We start from the raw sequence: 19699 nt of genomic DNA, 5'->3' as shown, positions 1-19699 counted from the left end.
GAAGGGTCCCTTGTTATCGCCATGCGATAACAAGGGACCCTTCCTTGCACCCTGCCGGGCGTCAGTGGGCGCCGGCGCCGGTGACGGCGCGCACCTCCAGTTCCGCGTACTTCTCCTCGTCGTGTTCCTTGGAGATCACGGTGCCGATCCAGCCGCACAGGAAGCCGAACGGGATGGAGAGGATGCCCGGGTTGGACAGCGGGAACCACTGCCAGTCCTGCTCGGGGAACATCGAGGTGGGCGCGCCGGAGACCACCGGCGAGAAGAACACCAGCAGTACGGCGGAGAGCAGGCCGCCGTAGATGGCCCAGACCGCGCCCGAGGTGTTGAACCGCCGCCAGAACAGGCTGTAGAGGATCGCCGGCAGGTTGCCCGAGGCGGCCACCGCGAAGGCCAGCGCCACCAGGAAGGCCACGTTCAGGTTCTGCGCGAAGATCGACAGTACGATCGAGATCGCGCCGATCACCAGGGCGGAGACCCGGGCGACGCGGACCTCCTGCCGCTCGGACGCCGTCCCGTCCTTGATCACGTTGGCGTAGAAGTCGTGCGCCAGGCTGGACGACGACGCCAGGGTCAGGCCGGCCACCACCGCCAGGATCGTGGCGAAGGCGACCGCCGCGATGATCGCGAGCAGGGTGGCGCCGCCCAGGTCGCCGCCGAGGAAGTCGATGCCGAGCGCCTCGGCGAGTTGCGGCGCGGCCGTGTTGCCCGCCTTGTCCTGCGCGATGATCGCCTCGCTGCCGACCAGGGCCGCCGCGCCGAAGCCGAGGGCCAGGGTGAGCAGGTAGAAGGTGCCGATGATGCCGATCGCCCAGAGCACGCTCTTGCGGGCCGCCTTCGCCGTCGGGACGGTGTAGAAGCGGATCAGGATGTGCGGCAGCCCGGCGGTGCCGAGCACCAGCGCGATACCGAGCGACAACAGGTCCACCTTGTTGTAGAAGGTCTGTGTCGCGTTGCCGGCCACCTCGACGCCGTAGCGCAGCCCGGGTTCGAGGAAGGCGCTGCCCTTGCCCGATGCGGCGGCGGCGTCGCCGAGCAGCGACGACAGGTTGAACTTGTACTTCGCCAGCACCAGCAGGGTCATCACGAGCGCGCCGCCCATGAGCAGGAACGCCTTGACGATCTGCACGTACGTGGTGCCCTTCATGCCGCCCACCGTGACGTAGACGATCATGAGGGCGCCGACCATGATGATGGTGGCCACCTTGGCGGTGTCGGCGTCCATGCCGAGGAAGGTCGTACCCGGCTTGATGCCGAGCAGCAGCGCGACCAGCGCGCCCGCGCCGACCATCTGCGCGAGCAGGTAGAAGATCGACACCGTGATGGTGGAGACGGCCGCGGCGGTCCGCACCGGACGCTGCCGCATCCGGAAGGCCAGCACGTCGGCCATCGTGTACCGGCCGGAGTTGCGCAGCAGCTCCGCGACCAGCAGCAGCGCCACCAGCCAGGCGACCAGGAAGCCGATCGAGTAGAGGAAGCCGTCGTAGCCGTAGAGGGCGATGATGCCCGCGATGCCGAGGAACGACGCGGCCGACATGTAGTCGCCGCCGATGGCCATGCCGTTCTGGAAGCCGGAGAAGGACCGCCCGCCCGCGTAGAAGTCGGTGGCGGTCTTGGTCTGTCGGCTGGCCCAGATGGTGATCGCCAGGGTCACGGCCACGAAGACCAGGAAGAGCGTGATGGTGAGGTTGCGGGCGGTGGTGCTGCCCGCCTCAGCCGCGAGGACCGTGTTCATGGCCCACCTCCCCGATCTCGGCGCGGATCCGGTCGGCGACCGGGTCGATCTTCCGGTCGGCGAACCGGGAGTAGAGCCAGGCGATGAGGAAGGTGGAGACGAACTGGAGCAGGCCGAAGACGAGGGCGATGTTGATGTTGCTGCCGAAGAGCTTCGTGCCCATGAAGTCCCGCGCGTACGCGGACAGGATCACGTAGAGCGCGTACCACAGGAAGAACGCGACGGTCATCGGGAAGATGAAGCCGCGCAGCGTGCGTCGCAACCCGGCGAACTCGTCCGACCGCTGTACGGCCAGGTACCGGTCCGCCGCCGAGGCGGGGGGCGTGGACGCGGGTGTGTCCGTGGACATTCGTGGATCACCACCTTCACAGGCGTGGGGAGTTTTGCGCACGGTAGAAAGCGCGCTCCCCGCCGGGGAAGGGCGAGATCGACGTCGGTCGGCGGCTGCGCCGAACGGCACGGTGGCTGCGCCGAGTGACCCAGCTCACTCCGTTGACCGGTCGTCGGCCGGCCCGTTCGCCGCAGCTCCACAGGGTGACCCGCGGTGTTCCGCCAAGTCAGGTGAGCTCGCGGTACCGCCCCCGGTAGTGCAGCAGCGGGTCGGTCTCCTCCGTCAGCTCGACGGTCTCGATCGTCGCCTCGACCAGCAGCGCCCAGCCGAACTCGCGGGCGGTGTCGAGCCGGCACCCCGCCCAGCCGCCGGCGTCGGCCGGCACCGGACCGTAGGGGGTGTCGGTCCACGCGTCAGTGGCGAACAGGCCGCCGGGGGACGGGAAGAGGCCCGCGAACCGGTCGGCGAGCTGTCGGTGCGGCGGCCCGAGCGGGGCCACCGCGAACCGGCCGGCCTCCTCGGCCGCCGCCCACAGGTCCGACTCCGCGTCGATCAGGCCGAGAAGCCGATCCGGCTCCCCCTCGGCAACCAGCGTGGACGACACGGTCAGGCCCGCCGGGCCGGGCGCCGTCCACAGGGTCACGGGCGCGGCCAGCCGCCCCCGCAACCGGCGTACGGGGCTTCGGCGGTCGACGGGGACGGCGAACGGGTCGGTGTGGTGGATCTCGGCACCCGGCTGATGATTCACGTGAAACATTGTGCCGCCCGCACCGGGCGCCGAACCGGCGAAGCGTCGGTACGACCCCGACGCGCTGGTCGTCGCGCCGGCTCGCCGGGTGCGGGTTGGCGGAGTTGTCAGCGCGCGGAGGTGAGGTCGCCGCAGCCGGTCTCGTCGGGCAGCAGCGGGCGGAGGGTGACCGTCCACCGCTTCCCGCCCGACGTCCAAGGGGTCGCCGCGTTCGCCGTGGCGGCGGCGTCGAGGAGGCGCGGCACCTGTTCGCCGTTGACCGTCACGCAGCTCAGGCCGGTCGTGCCGACGGGCTTACCGGGCAAATCGGGACCGGGCCAGGCCACCTCGTCCTGCTTGCCGGCCCCGTCGTTGGCGACCCAGGGCTCGGCGACGGCCGCCACGGCGGTCGGCCGGTAGGGCTGCGTCTTCGCCCCCGACTCCAGCGCCAGGTCCGGCACCGACGCCGCGAAGTCCCGTAGCTTCTTCCGGGCCGCCTGCTGCTCCGCGGTCAGCCCGGTGTCGGAGCCGGGCACGTTGAGAGCCTCGACCGTGGTCTCCTCGACACCCACCGCGCCGCGCAGGGTGAACCGGGTCGCGGGGACGTCCGTGACCTGCGGGCTGCCCAGGTCGCCGGCGCTGCCCACGCCGGCGGCGCGGGCCCGCTCGGCGAGCTGCTCCACCTGACCGGCGTCGAGGTCGGTCACCTGGACGTTGGGCAGCGCGGGGCCCGGATAGACCAGGACCGTCGGCCCCTGGGTGATCATCCTCCCGTCGCCGTAGACGGTGACGATGGGCAGGCGGGTGACCGCTGCGGCCGGGGTCACGAAACCGCCGGTCTGCTCGATGCGCAGCACCACGGCGTCACTGGGGTACGTGGGCGTGGCCGGGCCGGCATCGCCGACCCCGTCGTCCTGCTGAGCGCACGCGGTCGCCAGCAGGGCCAGCGGTAGGAGCGCCGCCCAGCGAATAACAGAAAGAGTCGTCATGCCCCTTATGACGCACCCGTACCCCCGACCGTTCCAGCAGAGAGACCACTGATCGGCGTGGCTGCGGAGGCGGCCGGGCCGAGCGCCACCCTCCTCGACCGAGGTCAGCGGCGCGGGGTGACCGTGGACAGCAACTCCGGCATCCGGCGGTCCAGCACGTCGCCGGCCAGGTACGCGCCGAGCAGCGCCGCCCCCAGGCCGTACGCCGCCCCGACCGGCAGGGCCAGCCAGAGCCAGACGTCGCCGAGCAGCGCGGTGGCCACCACCATCGGCACCGCTGCCACCGCCGTGGCGAGCATCGCCAGCAGGGTGAGGAAGCTCTTCGCGATCCCGGCGCCGCTGTTCAACGCGAACGGGTTGCTCGTCTCCGGCAGCGAATACGCCCCCAGCACCGAGACGAAGCAGTTCACCGCCAGCCCCGCGCCGTACGTGGCGAGCAGAGTGCCCGCCATCAGCCCGATCCAGCCGGGCTCACCGATGACCACCGCGACGACGGCGGAGATCACCACCAGCATCGGCAGGACGTAGAGCGAGAACGCGGCCATCCTGGCGCGCAGCTCCTGCTGGCCGGAGACGCCCGCGACGACGTTCGCCGCGTACGCGCTGCCGTCGAAGCCGAACTGGTTGGCCAGGGTGACGGCCGCGAGCAGCCCGACGAAGAGCATCGACAGGCTGGACAGCCCGGGGGACGATGCGGGACTTGCCGTGAACCCCTCCGCACTGTCGATGGTGAAGCCCGAGCCGCCCAGGTTGACCATGACCGGCACGAAGAGACCGACGACCGCGACGGTGATCAGGTTCGCCCGGCGTCGGGCGTCCCGCCACCAGTAGCGGGCCTCCCTGGCGACGAGGGCGCCGAACCGGTCCCGCCGGGCCCAGCCGAGGACCCTCGGGAAGAGCTGGGTGACGGCTCCGCCGGTCGTGCCGCGCTGGACGCGGGCCGGCCCGGCGCTGGCCGCACCCACCATCGCGGACTCGAGCGAGCGGGACCACCAGGCCAGCAACGCGACGATCGTCGCCGCCGTGATCAGCAGCTTCACCGGCGCGGCCCAGACGCGGCCCTCGGCCACGTCGATGCCGGCCGTCCAGGCGGCGCCGAACGGGGTCCAGCCGACCACCTCGGCCACCCCCTGGAGGCGGTCCCAGTCGGCATCGGAAAGAGCGGCGATGCCCAGGAGCTGCAACGGCCCGAGCAGCGCGGCGAGTACGGCGAGCAGCACGGCGGCCAGGTCACGGACCCGGCGGGACCGCAGCGCGGTGGCGAAGGCGCTGGTCACCGCCCGGGCCGCCGCGACGCAGAGCAGCAGCCCGCCGACCACCCCGACGAAGGCGACCGCGGCAGCCGACCAGCCGCCCAACGAGCCGGCGGTGACCACCAACCCGCACAGGGCCAGCAGCACCGTGATCGTGGGGACGCTGACGAGGGCGGCGGCGAACAGCCCGGTGACGAGCGTACGGCGGGACAGCGGCAGCAGCGCGAACCTCGCCGGGTCCAGCGTCTCGTCCACCCCGAAGAAGACCAGCGGCAGCAGCAGCCAGCCGAGCACCGTCAGGCCACCGCCGAAGGCGGCGACCATGAGCGCGTAGCGGCCCTCGTCGGCCAGGCCGGGCGCCGCGAAGAGGAAGAAGCCGGTGCCGGCGAACCAGAGCCCGGCCACCGCGCCGCCCACGAAGAGGGCGACCCGCCAGCCCTGGCCCCGGAAGTTGTTGCCCATCACCCGCAGCTTGAGCCGGACGAAGTGCCGGGCCGAGACCGGCCGGGCGGGCGGGGCGGAGAGGGTCGGTCCGGTCACTGCGACAGCCACGCCAACTCCTCGCCGGTCGCCGTACGGCCGCCGACCACCTCGACGAAGACCTGCTCCAGCGAACGGCCGCCGCGCACCTCGTCGATGGGGCCGACCCGCTTGATGGTGCCCGCCGCCAGGATCGCCACGTGCGAGCAGAGCCGCTCGACGACCTCCATCACGTGGCTGGAGAAGACGACCGTGCCGCCCCCGGTCACGTAGCGGTGCAGGATGTCACGGATCAGCGCGGCCGAGACCGGGTCGACCGCCTCGAAGGGCTCGTCCAGCACCAGCAGCCGGGGCCCGTGCAGCAGCGCGCAGGCCAGGCCGATCTTCTTCTTCATGCCCGCCGAGTAGTCGACCACCAGGGTCCGGCCGGCGTCGCCGAGCGCGAGCACGTCCAGCAGTTCCGCCGCGCGCTGGTCGACCACCGCCGGGTCCATCCCCCGCAGCAGGCCGTGGTACGCGAGCAGCTCCGCGCCGCTGAGCCGGTCGAAGAGCCGTACGCCGTCGGGCATCACGCCGAGCAGCTGCTTCGCCCGTACCGGGTCGGACCAGACGTCGTGACCGAGCACCAGGGCACCGCCGGCGTCCGGCCGGAGCAGCCCGACCGCCATCGACAGGGTGGTGGTCTTCCCCGCGCCGTTCGGGCCGAGCAGGCCGTAGAAGGAACCGGCCGGCACGTCGAGGTCGACACCGGCCACGGCGACCTTGCCGTCGAACTGTTTCGCCAGGCCGCGCAGGGAGAGCGCCGGGTGCTCAGCAGTCATGCGTCGACCGTATCCGGCCGGTGCCAGCCGTCGCTCCGGCCGCAGGATGATCCCCCGGTCATCCCCGAGGCGTACCCGCCGCCACCCGCGCAACGGCCGGCCCAGCCGGTAAGGAAGGGGCCCTTCCTCTACCGCAGGCGTTAATAAGGTGCCCTTCCTTACAGGCGCAGCGCCTCCGGGGCGTGCAGGCGCAGCATGGTGGCCCCGACGTCGGTCGGTGCCCGGCGGCGGGTCGCCACCGAGACCGTCACCATCACGGCGAAGGCGAGCGGCACCGTCCAGGCGGCCGGCTGCGCGGTGAGCGTCGCGGGCCAGCCGGACAGCGGCGGACCGAGCACCGTGATCAGCACGGACCCGACCGCGGCGCCGCCGCCGACCAGGATTCCGGCGGCGGCGCCCAGGTCGGTCAGGCCCCGCCACCAGATGCCGAGCACCAGCAGGGGGCAGAAGCTGGACGCGGCGACCGCGAAGGCCAGCCCGACCACCTGCGACACGTCCAGGCCGGCGAGGTTGAGCGCGAGGACCGCCGGCACGGCCCCGGCGATCACCGTGGCGAGGCGGAAACCGCGTACCGAGCCCCGCCCCAGCACGTCTGTCGAGATCACGCCCGCGACGCTGGTGAGCAGCCCCGACGAGGTGGAGAGGAAGGCGGCGAACGCGCCGGCCGCGACCAGCGCGGCGAGCAGCCGACCGGTGGTGCCGTCGCCGAGCGCGGCGCCGGGCAGCAGCACCACCACCGCGTCGGTCTGCCCGGTCACCAGCAGTTGCGGGGTGTAGATCCGGCCGAGCACCCCGTAGATCGTGGGCAGCAGGTAGAACGCCCCGACCAGGGCCAGCACCACCAGCGTGGTGCGGCGGGCGGCGGCGCCGTCCGGATTGGTGTAGAAGCGGACCAGCACGTGCGGCAGCCCCATGGTGCCGAGGAACGTCGCCAGGATCAGCGAGTAGGTGGCGAACAGGCCCCGGTCGTCGTCCCCGGCGGTGCTGGGCAGCAGCCAGTCGGCGGCGTCCGTGGCCACCCCGGAGACCTCCGGCACCGGTTCGCCGGCGGCGAAGGACAGTTCGTCGCCGGGGCGTACCTCGACGATCCGACCGTCGGGGAGGGTGAGGGTCGCGTGGTGCTCGACCACGACGGTGGTCGCGGTCCGGAACGCCGGCCCGTCGGGCGGGGTCACCGCCGGCCGGGCGTCGGCCTGCCACTGCAACGCCAGGAAGATCGCCGGTACGGCCAGCGCGGTCAGCTTCAGCCAGTACTGGAAGGCCTGGACGAAGGTGATCGCGCGCATGCCGCCGAGCGCGACGTTCGCGGTGACCACCACGGCCACCAGCAGGGCTCCCAACGGGTACGGCGAGCCGGTCACCGTGGCCAGCGTCAGTCCCGCCCCCTGGAGCTGCGGCACCAGGTAGAGCCAGCCGATGAAGATCACGAAGGTGGTGGCCAGGATGCGCAGTCGATGCGACCCGAGCCGCAGCTCGCAGAAGTCCGGCAGGGTGAACGCGCCGGAGCGGCGCAGCGGCGCGGCCACGAACAGCAGCAGGGCGAGGTACCCGGCGGCGAAGCCGACGGGGTACCAGAGCACGTCGACGCCGTACTTGAGGATCAGCCCGGCGACCCCCAGGAAGCTCGCCGCCGACAGGTACTCCCCGCCGATCGCGGCGGCGTTCCAGGTGGGGCTGATGGCCCGCGAGGCGACCAGGAAGTCGGAGGTGGTCCGCGCCAGCCGCAGCCCGTAGAAGCCGATGCCGACGGTGACCAGGGTGACCGCCACGATCGCCGGTACGACGAAGCCGTTGCCCACCCTCAGCGCTCCGGCCGCTGGACCAGGTCGGTGAAGTCCTGCTCGTTGCGCTCGGCCAGGCGCACGTACGCCCAGCCGACGGCGATCAGGAACGGGAACGACACCACCCCGAGCAGCAGCCAGGGCAGGTTGACGCCGAGCACGGTGACCCGGCCGACGGCGGGCGCGACGGCGAAGAGCCACGGCAGCCCGCCGAGCCCGATCGCCACCACCAGCGACAGCCGCAGGGCCAGCGCGAACTGGGCCCGGACCAGCCCCCGGACGAGCGCGTCGCCGACCCGGGTCTGCTCGGCCAGCTCGGCACGGGTGCGCTCCGCCCGGTCCTCGCGGCGGGACACCTCGGCCAGCACGATCCGCGCCCGGGGCTGGGGGATCGCGGCCTGTACCGGGGCGGCGGGCCGATCCGTCCGCGCCCGTTCGGCGGGCCGGCCTGTGCCCGCCCGTTCGGCGGCGCGGCCTGAACCCGCCCGTTCGGCGGGCCGGCTCATCCGCTCCGGCGCCCCGGGCCGGCTCGTCCGGGGCGCCCGGACGGGATCGTCGGCAGCGGCCACCCCGGCAGTCTCGCCCGATCGCCGCGATTGTCAAGGGGCTCCCGTAGGCGTCGCGCCCGCCACGGAACCGGCCGGGGGAGTCTCCACACGGGCTGTGGACAACCTGTGGAGAACCGTTCACGCCTGTGGATAACTCTGTGGGTGCGGCGCCCGGGACCCGCCTCCCGGGCGCCCGTGACCGTCAGCCCAGCCCGACGCGCTCCGGGCGGGCGGAGGCGGAGCCGAGCCAGGTGTGCGGGTTGCCGTACCAGCACCAGCCGAGCTTCGGCGCGTTCTGGCTGATCCAGATCGCCGGCACCCGCTTGTCGCCGCAGCGGGAGCCGACCAGCGAGAAGCACTTGTTCTTCGCCAGCGCCTCCGGGTACAGCGTGACGAAGGTGAGCCCCTCGTCGATGGTGAGCGGCAGCCGGTCCTGGCCGGTGATCACCTCCATGGCGGCGGCGGGCGCCAGGTTCAGCGTCTCCTCGCCCCGGTCGACGTCGAAGAGCAGGTACGCCGGGCCGGCGGGCACCTCCAGCTCCTTGATCGGGTGGAACTTCGGCAGGTCGCCCTCGGCGTAGTGCCGGTCGACGATCCCGGGCTTCCGCTTGCCGGCCAGCGTGGTCAGCGCGACGCGCTCCTCGACCGGCACCAGGTCACGGGTGATCACCAGCAGGAAGGGCACCCGGCCCTCGGTCGGTGCGGGCAGGCCGGTCGACCCGGTGACGGCCGCCGCGCGCAGCGGCGCGACCAGGTCACGGAAGGCGCCCTCGGTCAGCTCGGCCAGGGCCGGATAGCCCAGCTCCACGAGCCGGTCGAGCTGGCGGTCGAATTCGGTCGCGGCGTCGATCAAGGCGGCCTCCAGTTGTCGTACGATGTACCGTACAGCGTACGCCAGGAAGTGTCCATTCCCGATCGGCGAGGAATTCTGGGGACGATCTACCAGGTCCCCACACGCTGTCGAGCTGCCCCGTCCATGGGACCAGGAGGCGCCCGAGCGTCTGGTCTCACGCATGGGGCAGCTCGGCAGCGCCAACAGGAGGCGCCCGAGCCTCTGGTCCTACGCACGGGGCAGCTCGACAGCGCCAAGCGGGCGATGCCCTGCCTCCGGAGCCGGCAAGCATCGCGGCGACACGGGCCAGGCCCGTAGAAGGGGAACGGCGCAGGCCAGGCCGGTAGAGGGCGAGAACGGCAGGGCCAGCCGGCGCAGGCCAGGCCGGTGAAGGTCAGGCCGGCGCAGGGTCAGGCCGGTGAAGGGTCAGGGCGGCAGATCAGCGGTTCCAGTCCTGCTTCGCCGCGCGGACCAGCTTGTCCTTCAGCTCCCGGGTGTGCCGACGGCTGACCGGCAGCTCCGCCGCGTCGATCACCACGACGTAGCCGGAGTTGACCAGCCGCAGCTCCGCGATCAGCCTGAGTTGCACCAGGTACGAGCGGTGGATCCGGACGAACCCGGCGTCCGCCCAGCGCTCCGCGAGCGTCGCCAGCGACACCCGGACCAGGTGCGAGCCGTCGGCGGTGTGCAGCCGCGCGTAGTCGCCCTGCGCCTCCACCCACCGCACCGCCGAGCGGGGCAGCATCCGCGTCGTGCCGGCCAGCTCGATGGGGATGGTCGGATCCTCCTCCGCGCGGGCCAGCGCCGCCGGGTGCGACGGCACCACCCGGGCGCCGATCACCCGGCGCAGGGACTCGGCGAGCCGTTCGGCGCGTACGGGCTTGCGGACGTAGTCGGTGGCGCCCAGGTCGAACGCGTCCACGGCCCCGTCGTCGTACGCGGTCACGAAGACGATCGCCGGTGGCCGGGCGAAGCGGCGCAGCACCCGGGCCAGCTCCATGCCGTCCAGGCCGGGCATCCGGATGTCGAGGAAGACCACGTCCACGTCGCCGTCGCGGAGCACCCGCAGCGCCTCCGTCGCGTCGGCCGCCGTGTGCAGCCGGGCCACCCGGGGATCGGCCCGCAGGTGGTACGCCAACTCGTCCAGCGCCGGCGGCTCGTCGTCGACCGCCAGCACCCGCAGGAACCCCGCCGCGCTCACCACGCCGCTCACCGGGCCATCTCGGTTCGCGGCTGCGGGGCTGGCAGACCCGGCTGACTCCTCGCGCTCACGAGCCGGCTCGTACGCCGGGGTGGAACTTCGGCACCCGCATGCTCACCTTCGTACCCGAGCCGAGGCCCGTCTCGACGACGAGGCCGAAGCCGTCGCCGAAGACCGACCGGAGCCGCTCGTCGACGTTGGAGAGCCCGACGTGCTGGCCCGGGTCGTCTCCGACGCCGGCCAGCGCGGCGTCGCCCGGGTCCCCGGCGGCGCCGGCCAGCTCGGCGATGCCGGCGGTCAGCGTGGTCGGATCCATCCCCACTCCGTCGTCCTCCACGGTGATGTGGCACTCGGTGCCCGCGTCCCGAGCCTCGATGCTCACCATGCCCGTGCCCGGCTTGCGGGACAACCCGTGCCGGACGGCGTTCTCCACCAGCGGTTGCAGGCACAGGAAGGGCAGCGTCACGGGCAGCACCTCGGGGGCGATCTGGAGGCGCACCTGGAGCCGGTCGCCGAAGCGGGCCCGCTCGATGGTCAGGTAGCGGTCGATCGAGCGCAGCTCCTCGGCCAGCGTGGTGAACTCGCCGTGCGCGCGGAACGAGTACCGGGTGAACTCGGCGAACTCCAGGATCAGCTCGCGGGCCCGGTCCGGGTCGGTGCGGACGAACGAGCCGATCGCGGTCAGCGCGTTGTAGATGAAGTGCGGGCTGATCTGCGCGCGCAGGGCGAGTACCTCGGCGCGCGCCAGCCGCTCCCGCGACGAGTCCAGCTCGGCCAGGGCGAGCTGGTTGCCGGCCCAGTGCGCCGTCTCCAGGGTGGCCTGCACCAGGCCCGGCTCCGGCTGACCGGCGGCGACCGCGACCAGCGCCCCGACCCGGCGCCCGTCCGCGCCGGTCAGCGGGGCGACGACCGCGCCGCGCAGCGGGCAGTCCACCCGGTCGCAACGCAGCTCCGGCTCGCCGAGGACGGTCGAGCGGCCCGTCGCCACCGCCCGCCGGGCCGCCGCGACCAGCTGCGCGTCGTGGTGCCCGCCCCGCCCGTCGAGGGCGAGCAGGCTCTCCCGGTCCGTCAGCGCCAGCCCGGCCGCTCCCACCAGCGCCCGCAGATGGCGTACGGCCTTCGCCGCGTTCGCGGCGCTCAGGCCCGCACGTAGCGGCTCGGCGGCCAGCCCGGCGGTGTGCAGCACCTCGTACGTGGCCCGCTGGGTGGCCGTGGCGATGCCCCGCCGCGCGCGCAGCCGGAGCACCGCGAACAGGGCCGCTCCCAGCGCGGCGAGCAGCGAGACGACGCCGAGGACGCCCGAGAGGTTGCCACCCACGCAGCGATCCTGGCCCCTGCCGGCCCGCACGCCAAGGGTCAGTACGCGCCCTTGCGGGCGAGCACCACCCCGACGGTGCGCCACAGGATGCTCAGGTCGTACGCCAGCGACCAGTTGTCGACGTAGTAGAGATCCAGCCGGACCGCCTCGTCCCAGGACAGGTCGGAGCGGCCGGAGACCTGCCACAGCCCGGTCATGCCCGGCCGGACCAGCAGCCGGCGGCGTACGTCGCCGAGGAAGTCACCGTCGTCGGCGGGCAGCGGGCGCGGCCCGACCAGCGACATCTCGCCCTTCAGCACGTTGATCAGCTGCGGCAGCTCGTCCAGCGACGAGGCGCGCAGGAAGCGGCCCACCGGGAAGACCCGGGGATCCTGCTTCATCTTGAACAGCATGCCGTCGGTCTCGTTCCGGTCGACCAGGCTGGCCAGCCGGTCCTCCGCGTCCACGTACATGGTGCGGAACTTCCAGACCCGGAAGGTGCGGCCCTCGTGGCCCACCCGGGGCTGACGGAAGAACACCGGGCCCGGGTCGGAGAGGCGGATCGCGATCGCGATGGCCAGGAAGACCGGGGACAGCATCAGCAGGCCGAGCCCGGCGGCCACCCGGTCCATCAGGTTCTTGGCCAGCAGCGCCGGCCCGGAGAGGGTCGGCTCCTCGACGTGCAGCAGCGGCAGGCCCTCGATCGGGCGGATGTGCACCCGGGGGCCGGCGATGTCGGTGAGCTGCGGGGCGACGACCAGGTCGACCCCGGAACCCTCGAGCTGCCAGGCCAGCCGGCGCAGCTCACCCGGCTCCGAACTCGCCGAGCCGCAGACCGCGATCGTGTCGCCGCCGACCTCCCGGACCAGGGCGAGGACGTCGCGGCCCGCGTACACGGGGACCGGGGTCTCGATGCCCTTGGCGGCCGCGTAGCCGTCGGTGATGTGGATGGCGACCGGCATCAGCCCGGCGGCCGGGTTGCGGGTGACGGCGGTGTAGACCTCCAGGCACTCCGGCAGGGTGCCGATCAGCACCATCCGGTGACCGGCCTGGCTGATGTTGCGCCGGACCACGTGCAGCACGAAGCGGCAGAGGATCCGGTTCAGCAGGATGAGCAGCAGCGCCGCGAGCAGGGCGGTGCCGACCGTGTAGCGGGACAGGTCGGTCTTGGTGGCGAAGGCGAGGAAGGACACCGTCGCGGCGACGGCCACGCCGGCCCGGATCACCCGCTTGTACTCGTCCGGGCCCAGGCCGAGGTAGCGCCGGTCGTACGCCCGGTTGGCCCAGAGGCTGACGAGCCAGCCGAGCGGCAGGAGCACGAACGCCACCGTGTGGAACCACGTCGGGTCCTCTTCGGCGTTGTAGAAGCCCGCCCGCGACTGGTCGAACGTCTCGATGGCGATCAGGCTGGCCACCGCGGCGGCTGCGAAGTCGAGCAGCAGCAGGAGGGTGATGTAGGGCCGGTGCCAGCGGGACACGCGACGGCGGGCCCGAGCCCACGCCGACCGGGGTACGCCGTTGTGGGACGGCGGTGCCGGCGGCTGGATCTCGAAGCTGTCGACGTGCCGCACGAGTTTGCTCCGGCCTGTGTTGGTTACCGGGCGCTGGAGGCTTGTCGTCACCTCACCCATGTCCTCCCGCATGACACGCGCCGCTCACTCGCCGTGAGGGCCCGGTCGCCCACCGTCCCAGTCTCCCATGCGGTTGCCGACCCGTGCGCTGACCCGAGGGACAATGCGCCCGGTGCGGTACCGCCGGGGGTCTGGCCGGCTCCGCGCCATTTCAGAAGCCGGGGACCGGGCCACTATACCGATGGATGACGGACCCGGTAGAGCCGCAACTCAGACCTTCGACGCGGGACGGCCGATTCCGTTCCGTACTCGGCAGTGTCGTCACTCACCGTACGAGCCGCGACAGCCGACGGTCAGCGAGCGGCTTGCCGCCGGTCTGGCAGGTCGCGCAGTACTGGAGGCTGGAATCGGCGAACGAGACCTCGCGGACGGTGTCCCCGCAGACCGGGCAGGGCTGCCCCGTGCGGGCGTGCACCTTCAGCCCCGAGCGCTTCTCGCCCTTCAGTTCGGCCGCCTTCTGCCCGACCGACCGGCGCACCGCGTCGCCGAGCACCTCCCGCGTCGCCGCGTGCAGGGTCGCCAGTTGCCCGTCGGTCAGCCGGTGGGTCAGCGCGAACGGCGACAGCTTCGCCGCGTGCAGGATCTCGTCGGAGTACGCGTTGCCGACCCCGGCCAGCACCGTCTGGTCGGTGAGCACCCCCTTGACCTGGCCCTTACGGCTGCGCATCCGCTCGGCGAAGGTGGCCGGGTCGGCGGCGAGGGCGTCGGGGCCGAGCCGGGCCACCCCGGGCACCTCCGCCGGGTCGGCCACCAGGTAGACGGCGAGGCTCTTCTGGGTGCCGGCCTCGGTCAGGTCGAAGCCCGAGCCGTCGTCGAGGCGGGCCCGCAGCGCGATCGGTCCCTTGCCGGGGCGCAGCGGGGCGGCGGACGCGAACGCCTCCCGGTAGTGCAGCCAGCCCGCCCGGGCCAGGTGGACCACCACGTGCAGGTCGCCGTCGAGCACCACGTCGAGGAACTTGCCGTGCCGCCGGGCGTCCGTCACGGTCCGCCCGGCGGCGGCGGTCGGCGCCGGGTCGTACGTCTTCAGGGCGCTGATCGCGGCGACCTCCAACCGGTCGACGCGCCGCCGGACCGCGCGCTCGCGCAGGTGGCCCGCGAGCGCCTCAACCTCCGGTAGTTCGGGCACCAGCCAACGGTAGCCTTCTTTGCCGTGAGCGCGAGGAATGAGCTTGCGAGTCCCTGCCGCGAGTGCGAGGAGTGAGCTTGCGAGCCCCGCAGTCGCGAGCAGAGTCCGGCACGGCCGCGAACGAAAGGCGAGCTCAGTGAGAATCGTGGTGGCGCACAACCGGTACCGGGAGGCCCAGCCCTCCGGCGAGAACACGATCGTCGACGCGGAGATCGCCCAGCTCACCGCGGCCGGGGTGGAGGTGCTGCCGTTCCTCCGTAGCTCGGACGAGATCCCGTCGATGTCGAAGTCGGCCAAGGCGCTGCTGCCGATCTCGCCGATCTGGGCGCCCCGCGCGCAGGAGGAGCTGAGCCGGCTCATCACCGAGCACCGGCCGGAGGTGCTGCACCTGCACAACCCGTACCCCCTGATCTCGCCCTGGATCGTGCGGACCGCGCACCGGCACGGCGTGCCGGTGGTGCAGACGGTGCACAACTACCGCCAGGTCTGCTCCTCGGGGCTCTACTTCCGGGACGGGATGATCTGCCAGGACTGCCGGGGCCGGACGCTGGGCGTGCCGGCGATCGTGCACCGCTGCTACCGGGGCTCGCGGGCGCAGAGCGCTTTGATGGCGACCACGCTGGCCGTGCACCGGGGCACCTGGCGCTCGGTGGACCGGTTCGTGGCGCTCACCTCGGCGGTCGCCGACCACCTGCGCGACTACGGCATCCCGGCGGAACGGATCGTGGTGAAGCCCAACGGCATCCCCGATCCGGGGGCGCCCGCGCCGCTCGGCGACGGCTTCCTCTACATGGCCCGGCTCTCCCCGGAGAAGGGGCTGGCCCTGCTGCTGGACGCCTGGCGGCGGCACCCGGACGGCTCCCTCGGCCCGCTGCGCATCGCCGGGGACGGCGAGCTGCGCCCGCTGGCCGAGGCCGCCGCCGCGGAGCGCGCCGACGTGACCTACCTCGGCCCGCTGGACCGTGCCGGGGTACGCGCCGCGATCGAGGCCAGCGCGGTGATCATCGCGGCCTCCACCTGGCACGACGTACTGCCCACGGTGATCATCGAGGCGCTCGCGGCCGGCCGCCCGGTGCTCGGCACCGCCCTCGGTGGCATCCCGTACCTGCTCGGTGCGGACGGCCCGCGCGAACCCGCCGGCACCGGCCCGGCCGCCGTCGCCACGGCCGCGCCGGGGGAGGGCCGCGTGGCGCTGCCCACCGGCGTGACGGCGGGCGAGGCGGGCTGGGTGGTGCCCCCGGAGCCGGCCGCCATGGCCGCCGCCCTGCCGGTGGCCGCAGGCGGGGCAGCGGCGATCGCGCAGGCTGCCCGGCTGCGCTACGAACGCACCTTCCACCCCGACGTGGTCACCAAGCGACTCATCGACGTGTACGCGGGTGTGACGCGCAGCCACTGACGATCCGCCCGTCAAGACTCTCTGTAGGTAGGATCTCGCTGGATCTGCTGCTGAGCGACCGCGAGGACGATGAGCGGTGATCTACCTGGACTCGTTCGCCCTGATCACGCTGATCGCCGGCCGCACGGAGTTGATGATCGTGATCCGACGACAGGAACGGCGCGGTCAGCTCAGCTCACCCCCGAGGGCGACCAGCACCGTCTGCGCCTGCCGGGTTCCTTGATCATTTGCTGCTCACCCGGCCTTGTGCGTAGCCGGGACCCGGGTCACCGACAGACGATCTTGAGGGGCGCGTGGCTGGCGGGTGGCCGGCCGGTCTCGTACCTCAGCCGGTGCCATCCGGTGGGCGTCGACCAGCACGCGGCCCGCGCTGATGGCGTCACCGGACTGCTCGTAGGCGCGGGCGGCCTCGATGAGGTGCGCTGCCCGGTGTTCGACCGGTAGCCACCGCCAGGTGTCCCGCTTGATCGTCTTCTCGTGCCAGGCAACCGCCTCGCTCGCGTCGTCCAGGTCGAGGGCCGCGGCGGCACGGGCCAGGTCGACCGCTGTCGGCCCGAACGCGATCCGGTGATGGTCGTGGCCGTCTCCCACCCGGGCGGCCATGCCGGCGGCCTCGTCGAGGAGCTCGGCGGTGGCGTGGTCGTCGCCCCGGCGGGCCGCCGCCAGGCCGGCCTGCACGAGCGACGTCCCGCACAACGACAACGCGCCGGGGGTGCCGTCCGCCGGATCAGGCGGGGCGATCCGGTACGCGGCGGCCAGCGTCGTCGTAAGAGCCGCCCGGGCCCGCCCCGAGGCGCGGAACACCTGGCCGAGCTGCACCGCAGCGGCGGCCACCAGCACCGGATCGCCGGTCGCGGCAGCCACGGCCCGGTCTGCGGCCAACCAGCCCAGCTCGACCTCGCCGAGCTTCACCAGCAGCGACGCGGTCACCCGGTACGCGTCCACCAGCAGCGGGCGACCCCACCCGGGATCGTCGGCGACGACCCGCTGCACACCGGCCAGCAGGCCCGGCAGAACGGCGATCACCTGCGGATATCGGGCGTGCTGAAACATCACCCAGGCGTGCTCGACGTCCCGGGCCAACCGGTCGGCCGGCGACACAAGGCGGCGGGCCGCCGGGCGGCCAACGGACACTTTCGTACGCCGAAAGGGCCTCCCGAACTCCCTCCACCCCCTCGACCCGGTCGGCCACCGCGGCGGGTCGAACGTCGTGGCCGAGCAACACGGCGGTGTCGATCCGTAGGACAGCGGCGATGTCCCGCAACGTCGACACCTTGTCCAGCGACCGGACACCCCGCTCGACCTTGTCGACCCAGGACTTCGACTTGCCGAGCCGGTCGGCGAGCACCTGTTGCGAAAGCCTCCGCCGCCCCCGCCAGTACGCCACCCGCCGCCCAACCGGCAGCAGGTCACTGCTGTCCACGCCGCCACCGCCGATCCGGCACCGCCCGGGTGGTGTCCTCCGCCGGTACCCGGTCCGCTTCGGCCTGCGCGAGGATCCGCTGCCGCGCGGCCTCCCGCTCCGCCGCCTGGATCTGCTCGCCCCGATCCTCGCGATCGGCAGTCATGACCAGCATCCCGCTCGGTGCTCCCCGGCGCGGCTCGGCAACGGCCGTTGCGGCAGGTAGGTCACCCGTGCCACGCCGATGGCGCGGTAGGCGCCCGCGTGCTCCGGGTAGTTCGTCGCCGGGCCCAGGCGGTCGAGCGGGCACTGGCGGCGGCGCGGGAACGGCCAGAGCCGCCGCAGCAGACCGCGATCGGTCGGGTTCTTCGCATGCCGAGCCATGAGGCCTCCAAGATGTATCGGCTTCCAACCAGAGAGTGACAAGGCAAATGCGATAAGTCTATAGTTCCATGGAAGGTATCCATGGAGGGCGAAGCTTCGCTCTACGTTCCTTGATCTCCGAAGTGGAGAGGAGAACACTGGCCGTGTTCACCACCCTGGAGGTAGACGTGGCGAGGGCAAGCGGCCCGACGATTGCGCGCTGGCAACTCGGCCGGGAGCTGCACAGGCTCCGCGAGGCGGCCGGCGTCTCACACAAGGAGATTGCGACTGAGCTGGGCTGCTCGGAGTCGAAGATCTACAAGATCGAATCAGGGGCGGTCGGCGTCAGTCGGGCCGACGTGATCGTGATGCTCACCCGCTACGGCGTTGGCGACGACCGGGTACGGCAAACCGCCCTCGACCTTCAGCGCCAGGGCAAGGAACGCGGTTGGTGGGCGAAGTTCGGACAACTACCGAACCCCTACAGCATGTACATCGGGCTGGAATCCGCAGCGACCGCAGTGCGGAACTTCGAGCTGGCCGTCGTGCCAGGGTTGCTCCAGACCGAGGCGTACGCCTACGCGATCACCAACGCCGCGTGGCCGGGCCAGAGCGAGGAAGCACGCCGCCGGGTCGAGGTGCGCATGACCAGGCAGGCTTGCCTGACTGAAGAGCCGGCCCTGAAGTTCTGGGGAATCGTGGACGAGGGCGTGCTGCGTCGTCGGACCGGCGGCCCGGACATCATGCGCGCCCAACTCCGCCACCTCATCGAGATGAGCGACCGGCCGAACATCGAGCTTCAGGTACTGCCGTTCAGTGAGGGGTGGCACCCCGGCACGGTGGGCTCCTTCTCGATCCTGGAGTTCCCCGAGGACATCCACAGCCCAGTCGTGTACGTGATCAGCCAGGCGGGAGACACCTATCTCGAACGCGAGGATGACTTGCGGCGCGTTACGCTTGCCTACACTCACCTGCACGCGGCAGCTCTCAGCGTCAACAAGTCCCGCGACCTGATCGCCGCCATCGCCAAGGACATGACGTAGGGAGAGGCGCGGCAATGGATCGGTCACGCGCGGTGTGGCGCAAGAGCAGTCGCAGCGACGCCAACAGCCAGTGCGTCGAGGTGGCCGACCTCTGCGACGGGGTGGCGGTCCGGGACAGCAAGGACAAGGCCGGCCCCGCGCTGGCCTTCGACGCTCGGGGCTGGCGTGCGTTCATCGACTCCTTGAAGCGCAGCTAGCGCTGCCGTTCGTGGTCGGGGTCGTCGGCGGCCGACACCCGTCGTGGCCCGCCGCTCCTCGTTCCTGCCATGGCGGTGAGGTCGTCGCCGCTGAATATGGCGCAGCCGAGGATGTCGGCCAGGACCCTCCGCTGTAGTTGTGTCAGGGCGTTCACGAAGATCGCGGCGTCGACTTGTGCCGTCCGGCACGCCTCGGCGATCTCCCGGACCTTTCCGTGTGTCAGCAGTGTCCGGCGGGAGAAGGGTTGGGACATCCGGGCAGCCCCTCCTGGGCGCCCCTGCCACCGGTCGGAAGCGCCCCGGCGCTGAACGTACCGACCCACCACCCGGCTGCCGCGGGCCTCGGCCAGGGCGGCAAGCTCGTCGAGTCGGACCTCGTACTGCTTCTCCTTGGCCGAGAACAGTCCGATGAGTACGACGTCGGCGCCGTCGAGCGGATCATCAGCGTCCCGGTACTGCTTCACGCTGACATGATCGCTTCTGTCGTGGCCTCGGGGCAGGTGCTCCAAACCGTTGACCGCCGCCCCTCCCCGAATCCTGCCACCT

The 19699-nt window shown here is 72.3% G+C and carries 21 protein-coding genes and 1 pseudogene; 5 read left to right on the top strand and 17 right to left on the bottom strand.

Features of this window, described 5'->3' with window-relative positions:
- Positions 1-61 precede the first annotated feature (61 nt).
- The 13 genes from KBX06_RS21565 to KBX06_RS21505 form a co-directional block, all read right to left on the bottom strand.
- A complete protein-coding gene (locus KBX06_RS21565) occupies positions 62-1735 on the bottom strand; it encodes a cation acetate symporter (RefSeq protein WP_210837922.1) in 1674 nt (557 codons plus the stop codon).
- On the bottom strand, positions 1713-2084 hold the full coding sequence (locus KBX06_RS21560) for a DUF485 domain-containing protein (RefSeq protein WP_210837920.1): 372 nt from the start codon (positions 2082-2084) through the stop codon (positions 1713-1715). Before KBX06_RS21560 ends, KBX06_RS21565 begins: the two co-directional genes overlap by 23 nt.
- 208 nt (positions 2085-2292) lie before the next feature.
- Positions 2293-2925, bottom strand: coding sequence for a flavin reductase family protein (locus KBX06_RS21555; protein WP_374225666.1), 633 nt, complete (start codon positions 2923-2925; stop codon positions 2293-2295).
- The gene (locus tag KBX06_RS21550; RefSeq protein ID WP_210837916.1) at positions 2922-3782 is read right to left on the bottom strand and encodes a hypothetical protein; all 861 of its coding nucleotides are present in this window, start codon (positions 3780-3782) and stop codon (positions 2922-2924) included. The genes KBX06_RS21555 and KBX06_RS21550 overlap by 4 nt, the downstream gene beginning before the upstream one ends.
- A gap of 104 nt (positions 3783-3886) precedes the next feature.
- Positions 3887-5587 carry an ABC transporter permease gene (locus KBX06_RS21545; RefSeq protein ID WP_210837914.1) on the bottom strand — a complete coding sequence of 567 codons (1701 nt, stop codon included), beginning with the start codon at positions 5585-5587 and terminating at the stop codon, positions 3887-3889.
- Entirely contained in the window at positions 5572-6336 is a 765-nt protein-coding gene (locus KBX06_RS21540) for an ABC transporter ATP-binding protein (RefSeq protein WP_210837912.1), read from the bottom strand. Before KBX06_RS21540 ends, KBX06_RS21545 begins: the two co-directional genes overlap by 16 nt.
- Before the next feature lie 158 nt (positions 6337-6494).
- Entirely contained in the window at positions 6495-8135 is a 1641-nt protein-coding gene (locus tag KBX06_RS21535; RefSeq protein ID WP_210837910.1) for a cation acetate symporter, read from the bottom strand.
- Positions 8136-8137: 2 nt separating this feature from the next.
- A complete protein-coding gene (locus KBX06_RS21530; RefSeq protein WP_247686413.1) occupies positions 8138-8623 on the bottom strand; it encodes a hypothetical protein in 486 nt (161 codons plus the stop codon).
- Positions 8624-8867: 244 nt separating this feature from the next.
- Positions 8868-9518: a DUF5701 family protein gene (locus KBX06_RS21525; protein WP_247686383.1), complete on the bottom strand. Its 651-nt coding sequence runs from the start codon at positions 9516-9518 to the stop codon at positions 8868-8870.
- Positions 9519-9936: 418 nt separating this feature from the next.
- The gene (locus KBX06_RS21520) at positions 9937-10698 is read right to left on the bottom strand and encodes a LytTR family DNA-binding domain-containing protein (protein WP_210837950.1); all 762 of its coding nucleotides are present in this window, start codon (positions 10696-10698) and stop codon (positions 9937-9939) included.
- Between the two features lie 67 nt (positions 10699-10765).
- Positions 10766-12016, bottom strand: a complete 1251-nt coding sequence (locus KBX06_RS21515; RefSeq protein WP_210837907.1) for a sensor histidine kinase — start codon at positions 12014-12016, stop codon at positions 10766-10768.
- Positions 12017-12054: 38 nt separating this feature from the next.
- On the bottom strand, positions 12055-13626 hold the full coding sequence (locus KBX06_RS21510) for a sugar transferase (protein WP_210837948.1): 1572 nt from the start codon (positions 13624-13626) through the stop codon (positions 12055-12057).
- Positions 13627-13891: 265 nt separating this feature from the next.
- On the bottom strand, positions 13892-14752 hold the full coding sequence (locus KBX06_RS21505) for an Fpg/Nei family DNA glycosylase (RefSeq protein ID WP_210837905.1): 861 nt from the start codon (positions 14750-14752) through the stop codon (positions 13892-13894).
- A gap of 136 nt (positions 14753-14888) precedes the next feature.
- Here KBX06_RS21505 and KBX06_RS21500 point away from each other — a divergent pair, with 136 nt between their 5' ends.
- Positions 14889-16148, top strand: a complete 1260-nt coding sequence (locus KBX06_RS21500) for a glycosyltransferase (protein WP_210837903.1) — start codon at positions 14889-14891, stop codon at positions 16146-16148.
- A gap of 76 nt (positions 16149-16224) precedes the next feature.
- Positions 16225-16371 (top strand): hypothetical protein, encoded by a 147-nt coding sequence (locus KBX06_RS21495; RefSeq protein ID WP_210837901.1) that lies wholly within the window; start codon positions 16225-16227, stop codon positions 16369-16371.
- 11 nt (positions 16372-16382) lie between these two features.
- Here the strand turns inward: KBX06_RS21495 and KBX06_RS28550 are convergent, their stop codons facing one another.
- The 3 genes and pseudogenes from KBX06_RS28550 to KBX06_RS27995 form a co-directional block, all read right to left on the bottom strand.
- Positions 16383-17174, bottom strand: a complete 792-nt coding sequence (locus KBX06_RS28550; RefSeq protein ID WP_307854710.1) for a hypothetical protein — start codon at positions 17172-17174, stop codon at positions 16383-16385.
- A gap of 256 nt (positions 17175-17430) precedes the next feature.
- Positions 17431-17496, bottom strand: a pseudogene (locus KBX06_RS28545) (hypothetical protein); the annotation flags it as partial.
- Positions 17497-17557: 61 nt separating this feature from the next.
- Positions 17558-17716 (bottom strand): hypothetical protein, encoded by a 159-nt coding sequence (locus tag KBX06_RS27995; protein WP_247686382.1) that lies wholly within the window; start codon positions 17714-17716, stop codon positions 17558-17560.
- 17 nt (positions 17717-17733) lie between these two features.
- Between KBX06_RS27995 and KBX06_RS28755 the strand changes: the two genes are divergently transcribed.
- The 3 genes from KBX06_RS28755 (at position 17734) to KBX06_RS21475 (ending at position 19153) form a co-directional block, all read left to right on the top strand.
- Positions 17734-17973 carry a putative peptidoglycan-binding domain-containing protein gene (locus KBX06_RS28755; protein WP_374225664.1) on the top strand — a complete coding sequence of 80 codons (240 nt, stop codon included), beginning with the start codon at positions 17734-17736 and terminating at the stop codon, positions 17971-17973.
- A 104-nt stretch (positions 17974-18077) separates the two neighbouring features.
- Complete coding sequence (locus KBX06_RS21480; protein WP_307854709.1) at positions 18078-18956, top strand: helix-turn-helix transcriptional regulator; 879 nt, start codon at positions 18078-18080, stop codon at positions 18954-18956.
- A gap of 14 nt (positions 18957-18970) precedes the next feature.
- Positions 18971-19153 (top strand): DUF397 domain-containing protein, encoded by a 183-nt coding sequence (locus tag KBX06_RS21475; RefSeq protein WP_210837897.1) that lies wholly within the window; start codon positions 18971-18973, stop codon positions 19151-19153.
- Here KBX06_RS21475 and KBX06_RS28540 read toward each other — a convergent pair.
- A complete protein-coding gene (locus KBX06_RS28540) occupies positions 19150-19617 on the bottom strand; it encodes a hypothetical protein (RefSeq protein WP_210837895.1) in 468 nt (155 codons plus the stop codon). The genes KBX06_RS21475 and KBX06_RS28540 overlap by 4 nt on opposite strands.
- Positions 19618-19699: the final 82 nt, after the last annotated feature.

This window comes from Micromonospora sp. C31 (assembly GCF_018070575.1).
Classification (GTDB): Bacteria; Actinomycetota; Actinomycetes; order Mycobacteriales; family Micromonosporaceae; genus Micromonospora.
The sequence above is the reverse complement of the archived record's forward strand: the minus strand, read 5'-3'. Positions and strand labels throughout refer to the sequence as shown.

Excerpts from the sequence above, each read along its gene's own strand:
- KBX06_RS21565 (WP_210837922.1), bottom strand. The coding sequence starts at position 1,735 with ATGAACACGGTCCTCGCGGCTGAGGCGGGCAGCACCACCGCCCGCAAC.
- KBX06_RS21560 (WP_210837920.1), bottom strand. The coding sequence starts at position 2,084 with ATGTCCACGGACACACCCGCGTCCACGCCCCCCGCCTCGGCGGCGGAC.
- KBX06_RS21550 (WP_210837916.1), bottom strand. The coding sequence starts at position 3,782 with ATGACGACTCTTTCTGTTATTCGCTGGGCGGCGCTCCTACCGCTGGCC.
- KBX06_RS21540 (WP_210837912.1), bottom strand. The coding sequence starts at position 6,336 with ATGACTGCTGAGCACCCGGCGCTCTCCCTGCGCGGCCTGGCGAAACAG.
- KBX06_RS21530 (WP_247686413.1), bottom strand. The coding sequence starts at position 8,623 with ATGAGCCGGCCCGCCGAACGGGCGGGTTCAGGCCGCGCCGCCGAACGG.
- KBX06_RS21510 (WP_210837948.1), bottom strand. The coding sequence starts at position 13,626 with ATGGGTGAGGTGACGACAAGCCTCCAGCGCCCGGTAACCAACACAGGC.
- KBX06_RS27995 (WP_247686382.1), bottom strand. The coding sequence starts at position 17,716 with ATGACTGCCGATCGCGAGGATCGGGGCGAGCAGATCCAGGCGGCGGAG.
- KBX06_RS21475 (WP_210837897.1), top strand. The coding sequence starts at position 18,971 with ATGGATCGGTCACGCGCGGTGTGGCGCAAGAGCAGTCGCAGCGACGCC.